The 21,128-nt window shown below is 44.5% G+C and carries 22 protein-coding genes; 3 read left to right on the forward strand and 19 right to left on the reverse strand.

From position 1 onward, the window contains the following. Positions 1 to 432 precede the first annotated feature (432 nt). The 15 genes from smc to M8E35_RS07200 form a co-directional block, all read right to left on the reverse strand. Positions 433 to 4,029, reverse strand: a complete 3,597-nt coding sequence (gene smc, locus M8E35_RS07130; RefSeq protein WP_252468155.1) for a chromosome segregation protein SMC — start codon at positions 4,027 to 4,029, stop codon at positions 433 to 435. Continuing rightward, positions 4,022 to 4,807: a ribonuclease III gene (rnc, locus tag M8E35_RS07135; RefSeq protein WP_252468156.1), complete on the reverse strand. Its 786-nt coding sequence runs from the start codon at positions 4,805 to 4,807 to the stop codon at positions 4,022 to 4,024. The genes smc and rnc overlap by 8 nt, the downstream gene beginning before the upstream one ends. Before the next feature lie 3 nt (positions 4,808 to 4,810). Further along, positions 4,811 to 6,061: a beta-ketoacyl-ACP synthase II gene (fabF, locus tag M8E35_RS07140; protein WP_373887426.1), complete on the reverse strand. Its 1,251-nt coding sequence runs from the start codon at positions 6,059 to 6,061 to the stop codon at positions 4,811 to 4,813. A 2-nt stretch (positions 6,062 to 6,063) separates the two neighbouring features. Further along, positions 6,064 to 7,017, reverse strand: coding sequence for an NAD(P)H-dependent flavin oxidoreductase (locus M8E35_RS07145; RefSeq protein ID WP_252468157.1), 954 nt, complete (start codon positions 7,015 to 7,017; stop codon positions 6,064 to 6,066). A 314-nt stretch (positions 7,018 to 7,331) separates the two neighbouring features. Then, complete coding sequence (gene acpP, locus M8E35_RS07150; RefSeq protein WP_252468158.1) at positions 7,332 to 7,559, reverse strand: acyl carrier protein; 228 nt, start codon at positions 7,557 to 7,559, stop codon at positions 7,332 to 7,334. 42 nt (positions 7,560 to 7,601) lie between these two features. Next, positions 7,602 to 8,345, reverse strand: a complete 744-nt coding sequence (fabG, locus tag M8E35_RS07155; protein WP_252468159.1) for a 3-oxoacyl-[acyl-carrier-protein] reductase — start codon at positions 8,343 to 8,345, stop codon at positions 7,602 to 7,604. A 1-nt stretch (position 8,346) separates the two neighbouring features. Then, the gene (gene fabD / locus M8E35_RS07160; protein ID WP_252468160.1) at positions 8,347 to 9,285 is read right to left on the reverse strand and encodes an ACP S-malonyltransferase; all 939 of its coding nucleotides are present in this window, start codon (positions 9,283 to 9,285) and stop codon (positions 8,347 to 8,349) included. 1 nt (position 9,286) lies between these two features. Next, a complete protein-coding gene (gene fabK, locus M8E35_RS07165) occupies positions 9,287 to 10,243 on the reverse strand; it encodes an enoyl-[acyl-carrier-protein] reductase FabK (RefSeq protein ID WP_252468161.1) in 957 nt (318 codons plus the stop codon). Continuing rightward, on the reverse strand, positions 10,240 to 11,241 hold the full coding sequence (locus M8E35_RS07170; RefSeq protein WP_252468162.1) for a beta-ketoacyl-ACP synthase III: 1,002 nt from the start codon (positions 11,239 to 11,241) through the stop codon (positions 10,240 to 10,242). Before M8E35_RS07170 ends, fabK begins: the two co-directional genes overlap by 4 nt. 41 nt (positions 11,242 to 11,282) lie before the next feature. Then, the gene (gene plsX / locus M8E35_RS07175; protein WP_252468163.1) at positions 11,283 to 12,269 is read right to left on the reverse strand and encodes a phosphate acyltransferase PlsX; all 987 of its coding nucleotides are present in this window, start codon (positions 12,267 to 12,269) and stop codon (positions 11,283 to 11,285) included. Then, a complete protein-coding gene (gene fapR, locus M8E35_RS07180; RefSeq protein WP_252468164.1) occupies positions 12,270 to 12,857 on the reverse strand; it encodes a transcription factor FapR in 588 nt (195 codons plus the stop codon). It abuts the gene before it with no gap. Between the two features lie 282 nt (positions 12,858 to 13,139). Further along, the gene (gene rpmF, locus M8E35_RS07185; RefSeq protein ID WP_007786364.1) at positions 13,140 to 13,319 is read right to left on the reverse strand and encodes a 50S ribosomal protein L32; all 180 of its coding nucleotides are present in this window, start codon (positions 13,317 to 13,319) and stop codon (positions 13,140 to 13,142) included. Between the two features lie 32 nt (positions 13,320 to 13,351). Beyond that, positions 13,352 to 13,861 (reverse strand): YceD family protein, encoded by a 510-nt coding sequence (locus tag M8E35_RS07190; protein ID WP_252468165.1) that lies wholly within the window; start codon positions 13,859 to 13,861, stop codon positions 13,352 to 13,354. An 89-nt stretch (positions 13,862 to 13,950) separates the two neighbouring features. After that, positions 13,951 to 15,144, reverse strand: coding sequence for an acetate/propionate family kinase (locus M8E35_RS07195; protein WP_252468166.1), 1,194 nt, complete (start codon positions 15,142 to 15,144; stop codon positions 13,951 to 13,953). Positions 15,145 to 15,319: 175 nt separating this feature from the next. Further along, positions 15,320 to 16,084 (reverse strand): patatin-like phospholipase family protein, encoded by a 765-nt coding sequence (locus M8E35_RS07200; RefSeq protein WP_252468167.1) that lies wholly within the window; start codon positions 16,082 to 16,084, stop codon positions 15,320 to 15,322. A gap of 72 nt (positions 16,085 to 16,156) precedes the next feature. Between M8E35_RS07200 and spoVV the strand changes: the two genes are divergently transcribed. Next, positions 16,157 to 17,314, forward strand: coding sequence for a dipicolinic acid transporter SpoVV (gene spoVV / locus M8E35_RS07205; protein WP_252468168.1), 1,158 nt, complete (start codon positions 16,157 to 16,159; stop codon positions 17,312 to 17,314). Positions 17,315 to 17,336: 22 nt separating this feature from the next. On the opposite strand, the gene M8E35_RS07210 is transcribed toward spoVV, so the two are convergent. Next, positions 17,337 to 17,831, reverse strand: a complete 495-nt coding sequence (locus tag M8E35_RS07210) for an ATPase (protein ID WP_252468169.1) — start codon at positions 17,829 to 17,831, stop codon at positions 17,337 to 17,339. A 17-nt stretch (positions 17,832 to 17,848) separates the two neighbouring features. After that, positions 17,849 to 18,400, reverse strand: coding sequence for a 16S rRNA (guanine(966)-N(2))-methyltransferase RsmD (rsmD, locus tag M8E35_RS07215; protein ID WP_252468170.1), 552 nt, complete (start codon positions 18,398 to 18,400; stop codon positions 17,849 to 17,851). A 467-nt stretch (positions 18,401 to 18,867) separates the two neighbouring features. Here rsmD and gpr point away from each other — a divergent pair, with 467 nt between their 5' ends. Beyond that, the gene (gpr, locus tag M8E35_RS07220; RefSeq protein WP_252468171.1) at positions 18,868 to 19,854 is read left to right on the forward strand and encodes a GPR endopeptidase; all 987 of its coding nucleotides are present in this window, start codon (positions 18,868 to 18,870) and stop codon (positions 19,852 to 19,854) included. Positions 19,855 to 19,868: 14 nt separating this feature from the next. Next, on the forward strand, positions 19,869 to 20,039 hold the full coding sequence (locus M8E35_RS07225) for a hypothetical protein (RefSeq protein WP_252468172.1): 171 nt from the start codon (positions 19,869 to 19,871) through the stop codon (positions 20,037 to 20,039). A 47-nt stretch (positions 20,040 to 20,086) separates the two neighbouring features. Here M8E35_RS07225 and M8E35_RS07230 read toward each other — a convergent pair whose 3' ends face one another. Together M8E35_RS07230 and M8E35_RS07235 are read right to left on the reverse strand one after the other, a co-directional pair. Next, complete coding sequence (locus tag M8E35_RS07230; RefSeq protein ID WP_229245282.1) at positions 20,087 to 20,215, reverse strand: small, acid-soluble spore protein, alpha/beta type; 129 nt, start codon at positions 20,213 to 20,215, stop codon at positions 20,087 to 20,089. Positions 20,216 to 20,364: 149 nt separating this feature from the next. Next, positions 20,365 to 21,117, reverse strand: coding sequence for an AAA family ATPase (locus tag M8E35_RS07235; RefSeq protein WP_252468173.1), 753 nt, complete (start codon positions 21,115 to 21,117; stop codon positions 20,365 to 20,367). Positions 21,118 to 21,128 lie beyond the last annotated feature (11 nt).

A 21,128-nucleotide genomic window follows, 5' to 3' on the forward strand; every position in this document is an offset into this window, starting at 1 on the left:
GTGGTTCGTAGTTCGTGGATCGATAAACATGCAACTGATTGCCCTTCGTCTTTTTCGATGCACGAGAACCGATCCCACTCAACAGTCCCCATCTCATCCTGAGGAAGGCGCACATGAAATGTGCCTTCTCCCTAGCAACGTCCCTCTCGTCCCAAGTCCCAGGACGCAGTGTCACACAATCGCGACGTCTTTACATAAGCAGAATAGCAAACTTCCGTTCAAGCGACCCCAGATACGGGGCAGTGTACAGGGTCCCTTCTCGCCGTCCATGGCTACAAGGACACTAGTCCATCCATGGCCGTCGGATGTACACTGCCGTCAGTGAGCCAAGGACGGCTCATCTGACGGGAACCCCGCTCCCCAAAGCCAAGAGCTTGAACGGTTAGTTTGCTCTGCGTCGTATGACCGAGGGCTGCGGCTTAGGCACGACATCTAAGCAATCCCAACCGTCTCCTGCCGCCCATCCAGCTTAACAGAAAGCAACTTGGAAACCCCAGATTCCTCCATGGTTATTCCATATAAAACATCGGCTGATTCCATCGTTCCTTTACGGTGAGACACCACAATAAACTGAGTCGAACCTGATAATCGGTGAATATATTGGGCAAATCGCTGAACATTTGCATCGTCCAGTGAAGCTTCAATCTCATCCAAGATACAAAAAGGACTTGGTTTAACTCTCAAGAGAGCAAACAAAATGGCAATTGCAGTTAAGGCCCGTTCTCCTCCCGATAGAAGGGACAGGAGCTGTGGTCTTTTACCTGGAGGCTGAGCTATAATCTCAACGCCCGTTTCCAGGATAAGTTCTGGGTCGACTAATTGAAGCTCGGCGTGTCCGCCATCAAAAAGTTCTTTAAATACTTCTTGAAAAGCCTTATTCACAGCATTAAAACTTTCAATAAATCGTTCACTCATCGTCTTATCAAGTTCGGATATCAATTGACGCAAAGTCTGGTTAGCTTCCACCAAATCATTTTGCTGGGCTAACATAAATTCTCGTCGTTTAAGGATTTTAGGATATTCTTCAATAGCAGCTTGGTTGATAGGACCTAATTCCTCAATTTGCCGTTTGATATCTTGAACTCTTTTCCACAGAACGGCCCTTTCTTCTTCGGTCTGATAAAGCATCCCCTCTTCCCAGGTCAGGGAGAATTCTTCAGCTAACCGATTTAACCCAGCATCACATTCCGTTTCCCAACGAACAACACGTATTTCATGAGCATGTAGACGCTGTTCAAGTGTATGCGCCCCCTGGCGCAAGGTATTAATCTCCTGCTCGAATTCAACGACGCGGCCAGATAGCCCTTCTCGGGACTGTCTGGATTGCATCAGGTCATACTGCTGCCCTTCTTGGACTTTGGCATGGTCCACAAGCTGTTGGCTCAACGACTCTAATTCCTCTTCAACGTTCCGACGGGTCTGCTCAATACTAACCTTCTTCTGCCTCTTCTCTGTAAGATTTAATTCGCTTTCACGAATTCCTTTACGCTCTTGCACCAGTTGGTCCATGCATTGAGTTAATTCTTGCTCCCACTTAGCAAGCTGGATCTTATCCTGGGTTAGTTTTTCTACGTAAATTTCGATCTCTTCAGCCACAGTTTTAGCTTCAGACTCTCTAAGATTAAACTCCTCACGCAAATGAACCGAGGTCTTTTCCGCGGCTTCCATACGTTCCGTTAAACTAGCTAAACGGATAAGCAGTTCGTTCTTTTGCTCTGCAGTTTCCCCATGCCGCAAACTTAAACCCAACAAATCTCCTGCCAACCTTCGAATCTGACTCAGCACGTTTTCGTGCAACGCTCTAAGCTTAACCTGTAGGTCTCGCTCATTGCGCAGTTTCAAGCCTGTTATCTCAATATTTTCTTGAAGTTCTCTTTGTCGTTTATCATTTGCTAAGCATTCCTGTTCTTTTTGGGCTAAGTCTTTTTCCAATTGTACTAAGCCGACACGAAGAGTCTCGATTTCACGAGACCTTGCGAGTAGATTTCCACCTTTACGCTGAATACTTCCACCACTAATAGAGCCACCCGGATAAACCTGGTCTCCCTCCAAAGTCACAATCCGCAACTTATATCCAGATGCTCTCGCAATCCGAGTTGCTGCCTCCATATCGGTAACAACCACAATACGGCCCAAAAGGAACTCCATCGCGGGTCGATATGACTTAGTATAAGTAACCAGGTCGACGGCAAGTCCGATATATCCGCCGTCCTTCTCTACCGCTTGGTTCACAGACATTCGGTATCCTTGAATAACATCGAGAGGAAGGAAAGTTACTCGTCCTAATTGATGTGTCTTCAAATAAGCAATAGCTTTTTTTGCCGACTGTTCATCCTCGGCGATCACATTTTGCATCCCTGCTCCTAAGGCGGTTTCCACAGCGAGCTCATATTTTTCTTCCACCGTGATCAAATCAACAACCGTTCCACAGAGGCCCAGACAATCTTTAACTCCTTTTTTCTTGGCTAGCATTACCTCGCGAACCCCACGTTGATAGCCTTCTAAGGAATCTTCTAAAGATTGCAACGCATGCAAACGGGCTCTGGAGTGATCTGTGAGAGTTTTTTGTTTCTGGAATGCCAAGCCTTTTTCTTGACGCAGGGCTTTCAGCTTATCTAACTCCAACTTTAGCCCCGACTCTTCTTTTTCAGTAACTTGAGCTTGTCCCACTAGCTGAAGCAGTTCTTTTTCCTGATTACTGCCAGTTTCAACCAAGGACTTATGTTCTTTATCTTTTATCTCTTGCTCTTGTTCTATGTGAGAAACTTGCTGTTCAAGAGAGGCAAGAGTATGACGCGTACCTGTCAATTCATTCGACCAATTGGCTTGCTCTGTCAGTGCTTGGAAAAGGTCGGTTTTTAGCCGCTCAATATCCTTCGCTAATGTATTTTCTCTTATCTCAGACAGTCTCTGTTCTTGGGCATTTACTTTCAGCTGAGATTCTTCAACAGTATGCTTTAAAACCGCTTGTTTTGCGACAAGAGTTTTGATCCGCTCCTGTAAATGGTTGATTCTCCCCTCATCCCCGAGGATCTCTTGGGTTAAACTTGCCGTTTGCTCGTCAAAATAATTAAAGCGTTCTTGACGAAGATTTTGGTCATGTTTCAAGGAATTTAAAGCCTGTTCGGCTTGGAAAACCCTTTCTTGTTTCTGCTGTATCTCATCATCTATTTGTTGCAGTTCATCCTTTAGCTTTAGATTCTGAGTTTCCTTAAGTCCTAAGCTAGCTTGAGTTTCCATGACACTGGCTTGCAAGATTTCTAAATCCTGCGCAGCTTTTGATAACTTTTGCTTAACCTCAGAGATGTCAAGCACAACCGCCTGAATTTCTATGCGTTTTTGCTCATTCGAAAGAGCAAGGCTCTGTTCGGCCACTTGGGCTTGGGCAGCCAGAGGAGTCAGTTGCCCCTCAATTTCTTGTACAATATCGTCAATGCGTTGGAGATTCAGTGTCGTAGCATCCAGACGCTTTAAAGCTTCGCGCTTTCTGGAGCGATACTTAGTAATCCCCGCCGCCTCTTCGATTAGTGATCGGCGTTCTTCTGATTTCAGGGTTAAAATTTCCTCAACCCGCCCCTGCCCAATGATCGAAAATCCTTCTTTTCCAGCTCCCGTATCCATAAATAGTTCTTGAATGTCTTTTAGTCGGCAAGCCGCTTTATTGATGAGATATTGCCCATCCCCATCACGATAGACTCTTCGGGTAATCGTGACTTCCCGAAAGTCCAACGGAAATATTCCAGTCGTATTATCAAAAATCAGGGAAACTTCAGCCATTCCAACAGGACGACGCTGTGTACTTCCTGAAAAAATAATGTCCTCCATTTTGGACCCTCGCAAGCTTTTGGCGCTTTGTTCTCCCAAAACCCAACGAACCGCATCAGCGACATTACTTTTTCCGCTCCCATTTGGGCCTACAATGACGCTTAATCCCTGACCTAGCTCTAACTTAACAGAATCAGCGAACGACTTAAATCCCTGAATATGAATCCCCTTCAAGAAAATCGGGAAATCCTCAGGTTTAGTCATCGTTCTCACTCCCCCAACGGTCTAGGACTTGCTTAGCAGCATGTTGCTCCGCTTCTTTTTTCGTCCTGCCCATTCCTTTCCCCTTCAGGTCCCCTTCGATAAAGACTCCAGCAGTAAAGCATTTATTGTGATCAGGACCTTCTTCCAAAAGGATCTGATAGCTTACCTCTTTTTCTTCCCGTTGTGCTTTTTCCTGTAACACCGTTTTGTAATCCCCGTAATTTCCTTTGGCCACTTCATCAATCGAAGGCTTAAGCAACTCTAAAATTACTCTTCTGGCTTCTTGAAATCCATATTGCAGATAAATCGCTCCGATAACCGCTTCCCACGCATCTGCCAAAATTGAGGGCCTCTCACGACCGCCTGAGACCAGCTCACCCTTACCTAATAACAATTCTTGACCTAACTCAATCTCATGGGCCTTACGAGCTAATGTTGTTTCATTGACAACAGCCGCGCGCATCTTCGTAAGTTCTCCTTCTGGTCGGTCTGGGTAACTTAAATAGAGATATTCTGCAACGACAAAATCTAAAATCGCATCTCCCAAAAACTCTAGGCGTTGATTATTTTCTTTGCCAAACTGTGGATTTTCAAACACATATGAGGGATGGGTTAACGCTGTTGTAAACAGCCGATTTGGCGGAATCCCCAATTCCAATCGTTTAGCCAGCTTAACTCCTGGTTCAAGTTTTAGAGAAGTCAGGGCGTACTTTTTTCGCCCTGACCTCCCTCCTGTTTTCTTGGAGTTCTCAGTAATGTTAGACTTTTTGTCGACCATAGCTTAGATCTCCTTGTCTTTAGGCAATTTCTTCAAGACAATGGTGGCATTATGTCCGCCGAAACCTAACGAATTGGACATCGCTACATTTACTTCTTGCTTGCGAGAGGTATTTGGCACATAGTCCAGATCGCATTCTAAGTCTGGCTCTCCATAGTTGGTTGTGGGCGGAATGACTCCCCGTTCTATGGCCAGCGCGCAAATAACCGCCTCGATCGCTCCGGCAGCTCCCATTAAGTGACCAGTCATAGATTTGGTCGAACTGACAGCTAACTTTGGTGCGTAATCTCCAAAGAGACTTTTAATGGCAACGGTTTCTGTCACATCATTAGGCCCAGTGCCTGTTCCATGCGCATTGATATAATTAACCTCTTCAGTACTTGCCCCTGCATCCTTTAAGGCAAGACGCATCGAACGAATAGCTCCTGCACCCCCAGGGACAGGAGTTGTAATATGGTAAGCATCCGAAGTGCTGCCATAGCCGGCTAATTCGGCGTAGATGTGTGCACCGCGGGCCTTGGCATGTTCCAAGGACTCCAGCACCAATACCCCTGCACCTTCTCCCATGACAAAACCGCTCCGACGTTTGTCGAAAGGACGGCAGGCTTGCTCAAACAGTTCATTTTCGGTTGACATTGCCTTCATTGAGCAAAAACCGGCAAACGCCAGCTTAGTGATTGGGGCCTCTGTCCCTCCACAGAGTACGACATCAGCTTCTCCGCGTTGAATCAATCTTAGCGCTTCACCAATGGCATTAGTTGCTGAAGCACAGGCTGTAACAATCGTCATACTTGAACCTTGCAAGCCAAACTCAATGGATATATGCCCTGCTGCCATGTTACTAATCAGCATCGGAACAAAAAATGGGCTAACCCGACTGCTCCCTTTACTCATCAGCACCTCTTTTTGGTCCTCAAACGATGTCACACCGCCAATTCCACAACCCATAACAGTTCCAATTCGTTCTTTATCTTCGTTTTCTAAATCCAGCTTAGCATCTTGAACCGCCATCTTAGCTGCTGCTATGGCAAATTGGGCAAAGCGATCCATGTGGCGACTCTCTTTTTTGCTAACCCAATCCGTTGGTTCGAAGTCTTTGACCTCTGCAGCAACCTTCGTAGGCAAATCAGTCGTATCAAAACGTGTCAACTGCCCGATTCCAGATTTTCCTTCCATTAGACTATTCCAAAATTCATCTAGGCCGTTTCCCAAGGGAGAGATTACACCCATCCCCGTAATAACTGCACGATGCACACCTATTCCTCCTTAACGCTGAGTATTTCTTTTTTTATATCTTCAAAAATCTCATGCACAGACAAGACCTCATTAATCTTATGAACTTTAGCCCCTGAAAAGATAAGGCCTTCCCGAACATTCCCCGTTTGCGCCTTAACTAAGCGACTCATAATACAGAAGTTTCCCTCACACTGTTTTAGGCAACCCATGCATTCCGTTGGCGTGACGTCTACTTTTTCATCGAGCAATTGGGTGAAGGGGCTCTTTATCCCTCGCGCCAACATTCCAACAGGACTATGAATAAAAATGACATCCTCTTCTTTAGCCTTTAACATTTCCGCTTTCCAAGCGAGAGCTGCACTGCTCTCTTCACTGAGTGCAAACCGAGTTCCCATTTGTACTCCATCTACGCCCAGCTTCAACATCTTAGCTACACCTTGTCCGTCGATAACTCCACCCGCGCCAATAACAGGAATGCTAACCGCAGCCACGACCTCCGGAAGAATATCGTAGATGGAACGATCCGTCCCTAAATGCCCTCCAGCCTCTGCCCCTTCTACAACTACGGCAGCCGCACCCAGCTTTTGGGATAATTTTGCAAGTTTTGCGGAGGACACAATTGGCACAACCGGAATATCTTTTTCCTTGCCCCAAGTAAACATGTCCCGTGAAAAACCTGCCCCCGATACCAAAAGATCAATTTTTTCTTCAAAGGCAGCATGGACTAATTGGGCAAATTCTCGGACAGCAAACATAATGTTCACTCCGATAATCCCTTTGGTACGTTTCCTTGCTTCGCGAATTTCCGCTTTAAGCTCCTCTACAGACAGACCACTGCCTGCGATAATTCCGATTCCGCCCTCTTCCGCTACCGCTGCAGCGAGAGGAGCCATAGATATTCTTACGGCCATTCCTCCTTGAATAACAGGAATCCTAGCCACTAAATTGCCAATACGAAGGTCGGGTATTTTCACAATCTTTCCCCCTGTTCAGAGTTCTGCCCCTTTTCAATTCTTACGAGTAACAAAGTTTGTACGCATCTATTTGAACACCCTTTATCTTTATCGTGGTTCGATATTCGTGGTTTGTGGTTCGAATTTCAGATATCACCCTACGAATATCAATAATAAAATCAACCCTCAAGCTACTTAGATCAGATCACTTAAAACTTAACCTAATGGTTAGAAGTCTTATCTAAAGTCAGCTTTTTTGGCTTAATTTCTTGGATAAAGGAGAAATAAAAACTCTTAAAAGAAAGTCCCGCATTGAATACGGGACCTTTTTGTGTTTATTTGTTTTCCGTGATGTAGTTCACTGCATCTCCGACCGTTCGGATTTTTTCGGCTTCCTCATCCGGAATATCCAAGTCGAATGCCTCTTCTAGAGCCATAATCAATTCTACAATGTCCAAAGAATCTGCATTTAGCTCTTCAAAGGAGGTCTCCGGGGTAATAGTGGCTTCATCTACCCCAAGTTGCTCGACGACGATGGCTTTCACTTTATCGAAAACTCCCATGCTGCTTCTTCACCTCCTCTCAAAAATTAATCATAAGAACCTTTACATTTCCATACCCCCATCAACACTCAAGGTCTGTCCTGTCATATAGGAGGCCTCTGGGGACACAAGGAACCGCACTACGCAGGCGACATCTTCAGGACGCCCTATACGGCCGAGCGGAATTCCTCGTAAAATGTCAGTTTGCATCCCCTCTGGTAATGTCCCCGTCATATCCGTTAAAATATACCCCGGTGCAACCGCATTAACTCGAATTCCACGAGAGGCAAATTCCTTAGCAACAGACTTCGTAAAACCGATAATCCCGGCTTTAGCCGCCGCATAATTGGCTTGCCCTGCATTTCCTGAAAGACCTACCACCGAAGAAATATTAACAATAACCCCTGACCGTTGCTTAAGCATTCCTTTGCTTACCGCCTTGGTACAGAGAAAAACTCCTTTTAGATTGGTTGCCATGACTGCATCCCAATCTGCTTCTTTCATGCGAAGGAGGAGTGTATCACGTGTAATCCCAGCATTGTTAACAAGAATATCAATCTTGCCGAATTGCTCTAAGGTTGTTCGTATCAAGCGATCTACATCAGCCTGTTGGCTCACATCCGCCTGTACAGCCACAGCTTCTCCGCCGGCAGCACGGATCAACTCGACAGTTTCCTCGGCTTTATCAGAACGACCGGCATAATTGACAACTACTTTTACACCCGCAGTTGCCAGTTCCAAGGCTATGGCCCGCCCAATTCCTCGTCCGCTCCCAGTAACAATGGCTACGCTGTCTTTCAGCATCATTTTAACGACTCTCCTTCAAATATGCAAGTGACATTTCCAGGGACGCCTTATCTTCTACGCGGAGAAGATGGGTTTCAGGGGCAATCTTCTTAACTAAACCGGTTAAGACTTTCCCTGGCCCGCACTCTATGAAGGTATCGACACCCAGTTCAAGAAGATTGCGGACGGATTGTTCCCATAAAACAGCACCACTGACCTGCTCGACCAGTGTTTTAACAGTTCGTTCCGGGGAGATAACCTCTTGCCCATCAACATTTGCAATGACAGGACAACGCGGGGTTTGCCAAGCTGTTCCCTCTAAAACCAGGCGCAGTTCTTCTCCCATTTTCTCCATCAAACGAGAGTGAAACGGCCCACTCACGTTTAGAGGTATAGCACGTTTGGCCCCTAAATTTTTCGCCGCCTCTATAGCATAAGCTACTGCAACTTTTTCTCCAGAAACAACCACTTGTCCTGGACAGTTATAGTTGGCCGGGGCTACTATCCCCTGCTCTGATGCCAAGCGACAGGCTTCCTCAACTTTATCAGTTGACAGTCCCAGGATGGCAGCCATCCCTCCCTCACCGTCCGGAACCGCTCCTTGCATAAGCTCACCCCGTGATCTTACCACGCGTAAAGCCTCTGCAAAATCCAGACTGCCTGCAGCGACATGCGCTGAGTACTCACCCAGGCTGTGCCCAGCAACATAGTCCGCTTCAATTCCTGCATCGCGAAGTTGCTGCCAAGCCACCACGCTTACGAGCAATATTGCCGGTTGGGTATTTACCGTCTTTTGAAGTTCCTCTTCCGGACCCGCTTCTATCATCGAGATGAATTTACTTCCTAAAATTTTACGTGCTGTCTCCAGAGCCTTCTCTCCACTTGGAGTCTGAAAGAGCTCTCTACCCATTCCAACGTATTGAGATCCTTGTCCCGGAAAAACAAAGGCAAGTTTACTCAAATTAGGCCCTCCTATCTCCGAACCGTGACACGAGACGCTCATATTCCTGTTCCGCAGATTGCATAATGTCCTGAATAATCTGCGCTGCAGGTTCGATGCATCTTACTGCTCCAGCAACTTGACCAGCCATAATTGAACCATTTTCTATGTCTCCATCCACCATAGCTAAGCGCAATTTCCCAATACCCAGTTTCTCAAGCTCGGCAGCCAACATTCCTTCCCGTTCATGTTGATCCATTTCACGTGTAAAGCGATTATCTAAACAACGAACAGGATGACCCGTTGAACGTCCGGTAATAACAGTAGAGCGATCTTTGGCTTTAAGAATTCTGTCTTTAATAAGTTGAGAAATCGTACACTCTTCTGCGCACATAAAGCGCGTTCCCATTTGTACCCCTTCTGCTCCAAGGGCTAAAGCTGCCACCAAACCTCGGCCATCCACGATCCCTCCGGCAGCTATAACTGGAATTTTTACAGCATCGACTACTTGAGGAACCAGCGGCAGGGTTCCAATCTCACCGATATGTCCGCCCGACTCCATTCCTTCTGCAATGAGTGCGTCAACCCCAGCCTTTTCCAGACGCCTTGCCAAAGCGACCGAAGCCACCACCGGAATCACCTTTGTCCCGACTTCTTTAAGTTTTGGCACATATTTCCCAGGGTTCCCAGCTCCTGTAGTGATCACAGGCACACGCTCTTCCAAAATAACCTGCATTACTTCATCCACAAATGGGGACATAAGCATGACGTTAACTCCATATGGTTTATTCGTAATCGCTTTCACTTTGCGGATTTCTTCACGCAACCAGTCTGCAGGCGCCTGTCCCGAACCAATAATGCCTAAACCACCACTCTCCGAGACCGCTGCAACCAATTCTCCCGTCGAAACCCAAGCCATTCCCCCTTGGAAGATAGGGTAATCGATTCCGATTAGTTCACATATTCGTGTTTTTATCATACTTCTAAGCCTACTTTCGTCCATTTCAAAACACACGCGCCCCAAGTTAGTCCCGTGCCGAAACCTGCCATCACGATAATATCCCCCTCTGCAATACGTCCCGATTTGAACGTTTCATCTAAAGCGACTGGAATAGACGCGGCTGACATATTGCCATACTTATCTAAATTTACAACCACTTTATCCGGAGAAATACCAAGTCGTCTAACAGCCGCATCTACAATTCTAATATTGGCTTGGTGCGGTATAAGAAGATCCACATCCTCGATTTTTAAATTAGCATTCTTCAGAACTTTAACTGAAACTTCGCCCATAACTCGGACGGCGAATTTATAGACTTCCTTGCCCTCCATCTGAAGAGTGTGCAGATTTTTCTCGACAGTTTCAAGACTTGCAGGATACATAGAGCCCCCAGCCGGTTGACTTAGTAAAGCACCACCCGAACCATCAGAGCCTAATTCGAAACCTAAAAAGCCAAAACCCTCTTTTACAGGTTGCAAAACCGCGGCTCCTGCACCATCTCCAAAAAGGATACAAGTCGAACGATCTTTCCAGTTGAGCACCTTGCTTAAGGTTTCCCCGCCAATGACGAGCACTGTTTTATACATCCCTGTAGCAATAAACTGGCTGCCTGTCACCACTCCATAGATAAATCCACTGCATCCCGCTTCCAGATCAAAGCCTGCCGCATTTCTGGCTCCTAAACGGTCTGCTACAAGGCAAGCAGTGGCTGGAAATGCATAATCCGGGGTTATCGTAGCTACGATAATCAGATCGACCTCCTCAGGGGCGATTTGGGCATCTTCTAAGGCCTTCAACCCTGCTTGATAACACAATTCAGAAACAGGCATGTCCTTCGGGGCAATATGGCGTTGCTTGATCCCTGTACGCGAAATAATCCATTCGTCATTGGTGTCCAAAAACTGTTCAAAATCTTTATTAGTTACAATGTTTTCAGGAACATATGATCCTATCCCCACAATTCCCACACTACGCATCAATCGCAGTCCTCTTTTCTCATTCACTAGTCAGCTCAAACCTACTTAGGGAGATCTTCTCGAATTTGTTCAATCAAGTTCACTTGCACACACTCTCGAGCTACCCGAATAGCATTAAATATTGCCTTGGCTTTTGAACTCCCGTGGCAAATAATGCTGATTCCATTAACCCCAAGCAGTGGCGCTCCACCATACTCCGAATAGTCCATCATCTGGGCAATCTCTTTTAACCCCGGCTTCACAGCCAGTGCACCTAGTTTACGAACCATGTTTGAAGTAATCTTCTCCTTAATCTGCTCAAACAATACCCCAGCTAGCCCTTCTGCTGTTTTTAATAGGATATTTCCTGCAAACCCTTCACAAACAACTACATCCGCTCGTCCATAGGGAACATCCCGCCCCTCTACGTTGCCGATAAAATTTAATGGGCTGGCTTTTAACAGCGGATAAGCCTTTTGGGTCAGCTCATTTCCCTTTCCTTCTTCGCTTCCTACATTAAGCAGACCGACGCGGGGATTCTGAATTCCTAAGATTTTCGTCGCATAAACACTGCCCATCAGCCCGTATTGGCAAAGTTGTTCAGGCGTTGCATCCATGTTTGCCCCTACATCGAGAATAAGTTTCCCACCTTCTGGAGTCGGCAGAATAGTAACAATGGCCGGACGTTCAATCCCCTTGATACGTCCCAAGCCTAAAAGTGCAGCAGCCATTTGAGCTCCAGTGCTTCCGGCACTGACTACTGCATCAGCTTCACCTTGTTTAACCAAGCGGGTAGCAACGACAATAGAGGAATCTTTTTTCTTACGCACCGCATTAGCCGGATGCTCATCCATCTCTATAACCTCTGAGGCTTCATAAAGAGATACATTTCCAGGCAAAGTGCCTCCTGACAGAAAAGTTTGAATCCGCTCCTTTTGCCCTACTAGTATAAGCTGAACATCCGGGCTTGATTTTGCGGACATCATCGTCCCTTTAATGATCTCTTCCGGAGCATAGTCCCCGCCCATTGCATCCACAGCAATTCTCATTTATTCCACCTCCTTTTCCCACGAATCTGCGGAATCCTCTATCGCAAAAAGAATCCAATTACCCTTAAGCACTTCCTCCGAACCAACACTGACTAATATTTGAACCCAGTATTTATTCTGTTTACGTTTAAGCACCATTCCTTTTGCGATAACAACTTCGCCCAACTGAACAGGCCTTATAAATTTTAATTCGACACTTCCAGTCAAAGCCACTTTAGCATCGACTAGAGCAATGGCGAGGGAATTTGCTTGAGCAAATAAATAATGACCGCGAGCTACTCTTGCTTTTGTCAAAACCATACTCTCATCAATCATCAGCTTTGAACAAGCTCTCTCTCCAATTACAAGTTCGAGTAATTCTCCGATTAGCTCCTGATCATCTAATGACTTTAAGGTTGAATACGCCTCTTGAGCCACAGCACGGGTTCGTTCTCGGAGTTCTGGTATCCCCAATTCTCCGCGATCTAAACGAATAGTTGAGACACTCACCTTAAACCGCTCAGAAAGCTCCTCGTCCGTAGAAAATGGGTTTTTCAAGAGCGCTTCACCTAAGAGTTTGCGGCGTTCTTCTTTACTGTATCGAGCCATCTAAATCACCATTTCTCATCTTGCATATTTCTAAGTATAGAGTGCAATGCGCAAACCATTATAATTAACCTACTACAGTGAGTTTCGAAGCCACAGGTTCGTACTTCGTTCATCGTACTTGGAACCTCGATTTAGTACCTGGTCACAATTATAAACTATCTTATCACGCTTATCAAGAAATAACCCTGTCGAATTACTTCCTGCCCTTCGACATAACTAAATAAACAAAAAACAAAGAGCCCCTCAATATGAAGAGCTCTTTGTTCTTTTCCGTGCCAAACCTTAAGATTCAATAGCAATAACTGCCTTGGAATTATAAAACCCACAGCTAGGGCAAATATAATGCGGCATTTTTGGTTTATGGCATTGGGGGCATTCGATGTGGTTTGGTGCAGTTAGTTTCCACATAGCCCGACGTTTACGAACCCTTGACTTTGACTGTCGATGTTGCGGAACACCCATAATTACACCCCCTTTATTTTTTCTGAACTTAATCAGTCATTGGATTGCCACTTGGCCAGTGCTGCTAACCGGGGGTCAACTGTACCTTCCCCGCAATTACACGGGGTTAGATTTCTATTTACACCACAGTTTGGGCATAGCCCATGACACTCTGCTGAACAAACAAACTTCATCGGTAAAGCTAACACAATTTGCTCAAAAATACGATCCTTTATATCGATCTCATCTTTGTCCAAAAGGAGCGCTGTCTCAAGGAGATCTTCAGTAGCTAAAGTTCGAAACGCCCACTCATCTTCGTAATAAAGATCTAAGGGATAAACGAACGACTCTAAACAGCGTCCACACGTTGCTTTGAGTTCTGTGTGAATAGTTCCTTTTACCAGCATAGCTCTACTGGTGTTGTTCACCTGAAGTTGCACATGTACCGGCGCTTGAAATGAGAGGGCTTCTATTCCCAAATCGAAGGTAGAAAAATCCTCCATTAAATCATAATGGACACTTTCTCCACCGCTGTGACGAACCTGGGCTACATTCACTTTCATAATACCACCCCAATACACATTCATTATTATAGTTGGCACAATTTTCTTTGTCAAGGAAAACTCTTTACACTAGTGTAATTGCTTTGGATTTATTGTATTAAGTCATGAGTCTCCAGAGCAATCATCAGTTCCTCGTTAGTCGGAATTACCAAGACACGGCAACGGGCGTTGGGTTTGGAAACATCTACTTCTTCACTTCTGACCTTATTTTTCTCCGAATCAAGGTCTACTCCTATATAATCCAGGTTCTTACAGATAGCTTCTCGCATGGCCGAAGAGTTTTCTCCGACTCCTGCCGTAAATATAATCCCATCAACCCCACCTAATACGGCGGCATAAGAACCAATGAATTGACGGACATCGTGTTCAAAAATATCTAAGGCAAGCCGTGCGCGTACATTACCTTGTCCCGCTGCCACTTCAATATCTCTGAAATCACTGCTTATTCCTGAGACCCCTAATGCACCGCATTTTGTATTCAGAAAGTCATTCATTTGATCTACGGTAAAATTCTCTCTGCACATGATATAGGTAACAATCGCCGGATCCAAAGCACCTGAGCGCGTTCCCATCATAAGCCCGTCCAAAGGAGTAAAGCCCATAGACGTTTCAATCGATTTCCCGCCGCGTATGGCACATATGGAGGCGCCATTACCTAAATGACAGCTGATCAGCTTCAGCTCGCTGAGCGGTTTCCGCAGAAGGACGGCTGCACGTTGACTGACATACTTATGAGATGTCCCGTGGAAGCCATATTTTCGAATCCCATACTTTTTATAATACTCATAAGGCAATCCGTATATATAACTTTTAGGCAACATGGTTTGATGAAAAGCAGTGTCAAAGACTGCCACTTGAGGAACTCCAGGCATCATCTTTTGACAAGCCATAATCCCGGCTATATTGGGAGGATTGTGAAGGGGTGCAAGCTCAACACATTCTTTAAGGGCTTTCATAACATCATCATCAATAAGCACGGATTTGGAAAATTTTTCACCCCCGTGAACTACGCGATGCCCTACCCCGCAGATGTCCTTTAAGTCTTTTAAAGCACCATATTGTGGAGAGACTAATGCCTCCAACACGAGTTTAATAGCTACGGTATGATTTCCAATCTCAGCTTGAATTACCTCTTTTTCTCCAGATCCTGTTCGATGGGTAAGTACTGACCCAGGAAGACCTATCCGTTCGACCAAACCTTTCCCTATAGCATTCTTCGTGGCCATGTCAATTACCTGATATTTTAGCGAAGAGCTTCCACAATTAATTACTAGAATCTTCATTTTTTATACCCCTTTGTAATTTTCCGAGCTCAAGAAGTTTTACAAGTATTAGTAAACTATAGTCTTCCCCGAAAAACGTATTTTCCACTTACTTAATGGCTCCATTTCTTTCCACAAAAGTTGTTTCATTGTTTCATAAAAGAGTGTAGCACAAAATCTAAGCTTTTTTAACCCCTTACGCCATTATTCTCTTAATCTCAGAACATTTCGTCAACGCTATGTTCCGTCCAAGCCGAATCCCTTCTTCAGCCCGGTCAAACTGAAAACTCCCAATATGACCGATATCTGGTTGCAACAATAAATCTGCACCATGACATTGCGTACGAAATACTTCGTCTTCCAAAATCTCGATGGATTGCAACAAGATGTCCATTGCGGTGCTCAGTTTATTTGCCAATCCCTTTTTCACATCCACTGCTAAAACCTTATCGGCTCCCATTTCCCGAGCAACATGTACTGGTAAACGATTTTTAACTGCACCGTCAACTAGAAGACGACCTTGATAACGATAGGGCTTAAAAAATCCTGGAATTGAAATGCTTGCCCGAACAGCCTGGGCTACACTCCCCTCGCGAAATACGACAAGTTCCCCTGTTTCAAGATCTGTCGCTACGATGGCCAAGGGAATTTTGAGATCCGCAAATGACATATCTTTAGTCAAGAGGCGAATTACTTCAAGAATCCTATCCCCTTTTATCAGTCCTTCTTTAGAGACAGCCGGGTCTAATATCTTCTTGGCAAACCCTGGATAGGTCAACAGGCGTTCGATGCGATAAAGATCCATTCCAGCGCACCACAAAGCACCGAATATAGCTCCTGCACTACACCCGACCACCAAGTCCATGCTTATCATTTCTTCATCAAGAACTTGCAGAAACCCTAAATGAGCAAACCCCCGCGCACCTCCGGCACCCAAAACAAGTCCTTTTATTGGATTCATTTGATTTTCCCTCCCTGTGACTTCTAGGGCCCGGCATTCTTCCATATAAATTATGAAGGAAGGTGTGTTTTCATGTCCAATGTTATCCGTGTCCTTGCCTTAAGTTTACTCGCCCTCGGTATGTTTATCTATCCGCAAGAAGTACTTAGTTCTGCCGGCGGAGGATTGACCCTATGGTGGCGATTCGTCCTCCCTGCCTTGCTCCCTTTTTTTATACTTTCTGAACTCCTGATGGCTTCGGGATTTGTTCATTTTCTGGGCGTTCTTCTGGAATCGTTTATGCGTCCAGTCTTTCGCCTTCCTGGTAAAGCAGCCTTTGTTGTGGCCATGGGCTATACTTCGGGATTTCCTATGGGAGCAGTGCTCACCGCCAGACTTCGCAATGACGGAGAAATAACTCGCGAGGAAGGGGAACGTCTCTTAGCCTTCACGAATAACCCCAGCCCTGGATTTATGTTTGGTGCTGTAGCCTCCGGCATGCTTGGGAAGCCAACACTGGGAATACTATTAGCTGGCTCTGTCTATCTAGCTAACTTAATTGTTGGGTTTTTGTTTCGATTTTATCGGGTAACTCCTGGACCCCAACACACTGCCTCATTCCCTTCAATTAAACGGGCATGGCAGGAAATGAAAAATGCCCAGACCCGAGATAAGCGCACGTTTGGGCAAGTCCTAGGAGATGCCATTAGGCAGAGTACAAACACAGTTCTTATGGTAGCTGGATTTATGGCTATTTTTTCGGTAATCCTTCGACTTTTAAACCTCTGGCACATTACCTTAATATTAGCAAGTTTAAGCCATAGTATTATTCGAATCATTGAAATTCCTGTTCTTCAAGCCTTTTTTAATGGTCTTTTTGAAATGACGCTAGGCTGTCAGGAAGCAATACAAGCCCTTTCCATGCTCGATCAGCAAGTAGCCCTCCTCGCTCTCCTCATGGGCTGGGGTGGACTTTCCGTCTTCGCTCAAGTCGCTGGATTAATTAGCGGTACAGATTTGCGTTTCTCCTCATTCCTGATAGCAAGAGTTCTTCATGCACTTATTGCACTCGGACTGAGCCGACTCTTCCTCCAAGTTGCTGAGGTACCCGCCTGGACCATGCCTGTCCGAATTGCTGACCCCTCCGTGTTTTTCTGGAATACTTGGCACATAAGTTCTCTTGTGTTTATGGGGTGCATGTCTGTTCTTGCCATCCTTGCTTTTGTTGGAGTTCGCAGATCAAGAACCTAATACAAGGAAAAAAGAGTGAGATTTACTCACTCTCCTCAATTTCAGACTTTCCCATTCGCTCTTCTTTGGCTAATCCCTTTAATTCTTCTCGATTTTTACGTAAGGATTGAAGAGTTTCATACAAGCTCTGCTCTACATGTTTTAGCATTTCATCAGCGTATTGAACCGCCCCAGTTTTTACTTCACGCGCAAAAGTTTGTGCTTGTCTAACTATATCTTCACCATAGTCTTGAGCCTGCTTTACCACTTCATTTTCCAAGGCCATCTTATCAACATATGTTTTCCCTTGATCCAGAAGTTTCTGTGCTTCTGCCTGAGCTTCATCTAAAATACGTTGACGTTCTTTTAAAACCCATTTAGCATTTGTAATTTCTTCAGGTAAGGCCGCACGCACACGATCCAGTAATTCAAAAATTACTGCATCATCCACTAAAACCTTTCCCGTCATCGGAATCTTAGTTCCATGATCAACAATTTCTTCCACTTCATTAATTAAACTCTGAATATCACTTTCCACTTATATCCTCTCCCTCGTCATACATCCATTCTCTGTAGGTACCATATTTTTGTGTCACCGTATTCCGCTGTTTTACGAATTTCAAACGGATAAAGGTCATCCGTTAACTTTTCGTCTTTAGCCGTCTCAGCGATGATAACTCCATCAGCCGATAAATAAGAGTATTCCTTCAAGGATTGGAGAACCTTTGGAATAAGTTCCTGTCGATAAGGAGGGTCTAGAAAAATAAGATTAAAAACTTCATCTGGATATCTATGTATGAACTTGAAAGCATCCATTAAAAGAAGTTTGGACTTCTGGCTAACCCCTACTTGTTCGAGATTTTTCCGTATAACTTGATACGCATCATAGTTTTTTTCCACCAGCACTGCCTCACTCGAGCCACGGGAAAGGGCTTCAATCGCCAAGTTTCCTGTTCCGGCGAAAAGGTCTAACACACGAGAATTCAATACCTTGTCTCCTAAAACGCTAAAAATAGCACCCTTCACTTTATCTGAGGTCGGGCGCGTATGTAATCCTTCTACCGCCTTAAGTTGTCGTCCACGCATTTCTCCTGCAATAATCCGCATAAAGCCCTCCAAGCTACATTATAGCAGTTATAAATTTTAACTGCTACAAAGACTTGCAATATAATTTGATTTTCGTATATCTGGCGTTTTTTCTCCAAAAAACATGAATCCCTTATATCAGTTTTATTTTCCAGTGACTAAGTTCGGTAAGACTCATCGGATAATCAAACCCTTTATGGCCTAAATCGCATATAAGAAATCATTATTTTAATGCTCTGTAATCTATAGTATACCACAAGAAAAGCCTAAATTCCCCGTATATCGTTGCATATCGTTTTACTTTTTGTCACATACTAAACTTGGCAAATGATGCTTCTTGAAAATCATTATTATGCCCTTCCCCCATCCAACTCTTCCTTCGTTTTCCTCTGTTCACTGGGTGCTAATTCTAGCCCCAGTGACTTTTTTAAAATCCATTATTATTGACACTGCTTATCTACAAATGCGTTTAAAGGAGTAAACAAACCATGAAGAAATCGGAACTTTATCAACATCTCAATGTACAACTAGATCTGGCGGTTGAAGCACATCAGCTCCTGCGAGGAGAAAGCGGGGAAGAAATCCCTGGTGTATTAATGAATGAACAAGAACTCGAACATGCCAAAGTCACTATTATCACAGTTGAAAGCGACGAAGGAGTCGAGGCAATAGGAAAACCGAAAGGACACTACATCACCATTGATGCTCCTGAAATTCGTACTAATAATTATGTTGTTCATGAGGATATTACTCATGTCCTGGCAGACAGATTAATCGAACTAATGAACCTTAAGGAAGACGCCAGCATTTTGATCGTCGGATTAGGTAACTGGAATGCCACCCCCGATGCTCTGGGACCTCAAGTCATTGACAAAACAATGGTGACTCGCCACCTCTACCAACTCTCACCTGACGAATTAAAAGGGCACCTGCGAAAAATCAGTGCCATTGCACCAGGGGTATTGGGACTTACCGGAATTGAAACCGCTGAGATCATACGTGGTCTTGTAGAACACGTCAAGCCGGATTTGGTAATTGCTATTGATGCTTTGGCAGCTAGCTCTTTAGAACGTATTGGAACAAGCATTCAACTTGCTGATACTGGCATTCATCCGGGCTCAGGCGTTGGAAACCGAAGAGCTGGGATTACTGAAGAAACAATAGGGTGTAAAGTTATTGCCATTGGGCTTCCGACAGTTGTCAACGCTGGTGTCATTGCCCACGATGTTGTTGAAGGTGTGTTTAAGGAATTTGTCACCAGCCCTAAACTATATCAACTTTATAAGGGCATAAAACCCGAAGTATTTAATCAAATCATTGATGATGTGCTTTCTCCGTTCCAAGGAAATTTGATGGTTACACCTAAAGAAATTGACTCTTTAATAAAAACCGTCGCAAAAATAATTGCAGGTGCTTTGGCTATCAGCCTGCATCCGGGAATTGATCGGGAAGACTATGAGAGGTATTTACAGTAGATTGGGGGAATGGAATGGGTTGCGACGAGGGCAAGGGATGGGTGAATGCAAATGGAATTGCTCGTTTACCAAGGCTTCAAGATGTGTTTCTTTGGGGTTGGCCTGATGGTTCTCTTTGCAATTTCATTTCATTCTTAGGATGGGTTGCGACGAGGGACGGAACGGGAACGAGATATGTTAAGTAAGGTTGGAAAAGGGCCAGGTTTTTTAACCTGACCCTTTTCCTTATGGATTATTGTTGTGGGGAATTAGGAAAACTTTTGTGTTTCCGATTTGCAATCCCAATCTCTTGAGCAACCTCATACTTGAACTTCTCTAATTCGGGTGTCAGTTGAACCATAGGTTTAGTTGACTTAGCCAAAGCTTAACCCCTCCTTAGATTTCATTTTTAAAGACAGCGGACCTGCTTCGCCGCTGTCTCGCCTAGTAAGTTTCCTTCTTTCAGTCTGATCTTATTATTCGACTATTTGATAAAGATCATACTCGGAAATTCTTCCCAAATATAATACTTTATTCCATGAGAATGTCTAGCATTTTCTGGGTATTGTTAATAAAGGCACGCATTATTTGATAATGTTCAGTGCCTTCATACTCAACAATTTTAAATCCCTCTTGAATCTCATATATTCGTGCCTGAGGGTAAGCCATAATGATTGGAGAATGCGTAGCAATAATAAATTGGGAACCTTGTTGAACCAATTCATGTATTCTCACAATCATCGACATTTGTCTTGAAGGGGATAAAGCGGCTTCTGGTTCATCCAGAATATATAGCCCTTTCCCTCTGAATTTATTTTGGAAAACTGCAAAGAAGGACTCTCCATGTGATTGTTCATGAAGAGATTGCCCCCCATAGGAGTCGATCAAAGGTGGTCCAAATGAGGGTTCAGAATCCAATTTATCGATATTTGTCGCTAAATTATAAAAGCTTTCAGCTCGTAAGAAAAAGCCATCTTCTGGTTTTTTTAATCCTTTGATTAGCTTAATATATCTATTCAAGTCGGAATGAGTAGCTCTCGATGAAAAATTGAAGTTCTTAGTTCCCCCTTCAGCATTAAAGCCATAGGCAACTGCAATTGATTCCAATACAGTTGACTTCCCTGAACCATTTTCGCCAACAATAAATGTTACTTGGGGATGAAATGACAGTGATTCTAAATTCTTGATAGCCGCTAAATTAAAAGGGTATTTGGCAAATGAGGGAACGGTATCTCTATTTAATTCAACAGATCTTATGAATTGATCTGATCTTTTTGCTCCCATCTCCAAGACCT

The sequence above is a fragment of the Desulfosporosinus nitroreducens genome (assembly GCF_023897015.1).
In the GTDB taxonomy this organism is placed as follows: Bacteria; Bacillota; Desulfitobacteriia; order Desulfitobacteriales; family Desulfitobacteriaceae; genus Desulfosporosinus; species Desulfosporosinus nitroreducens.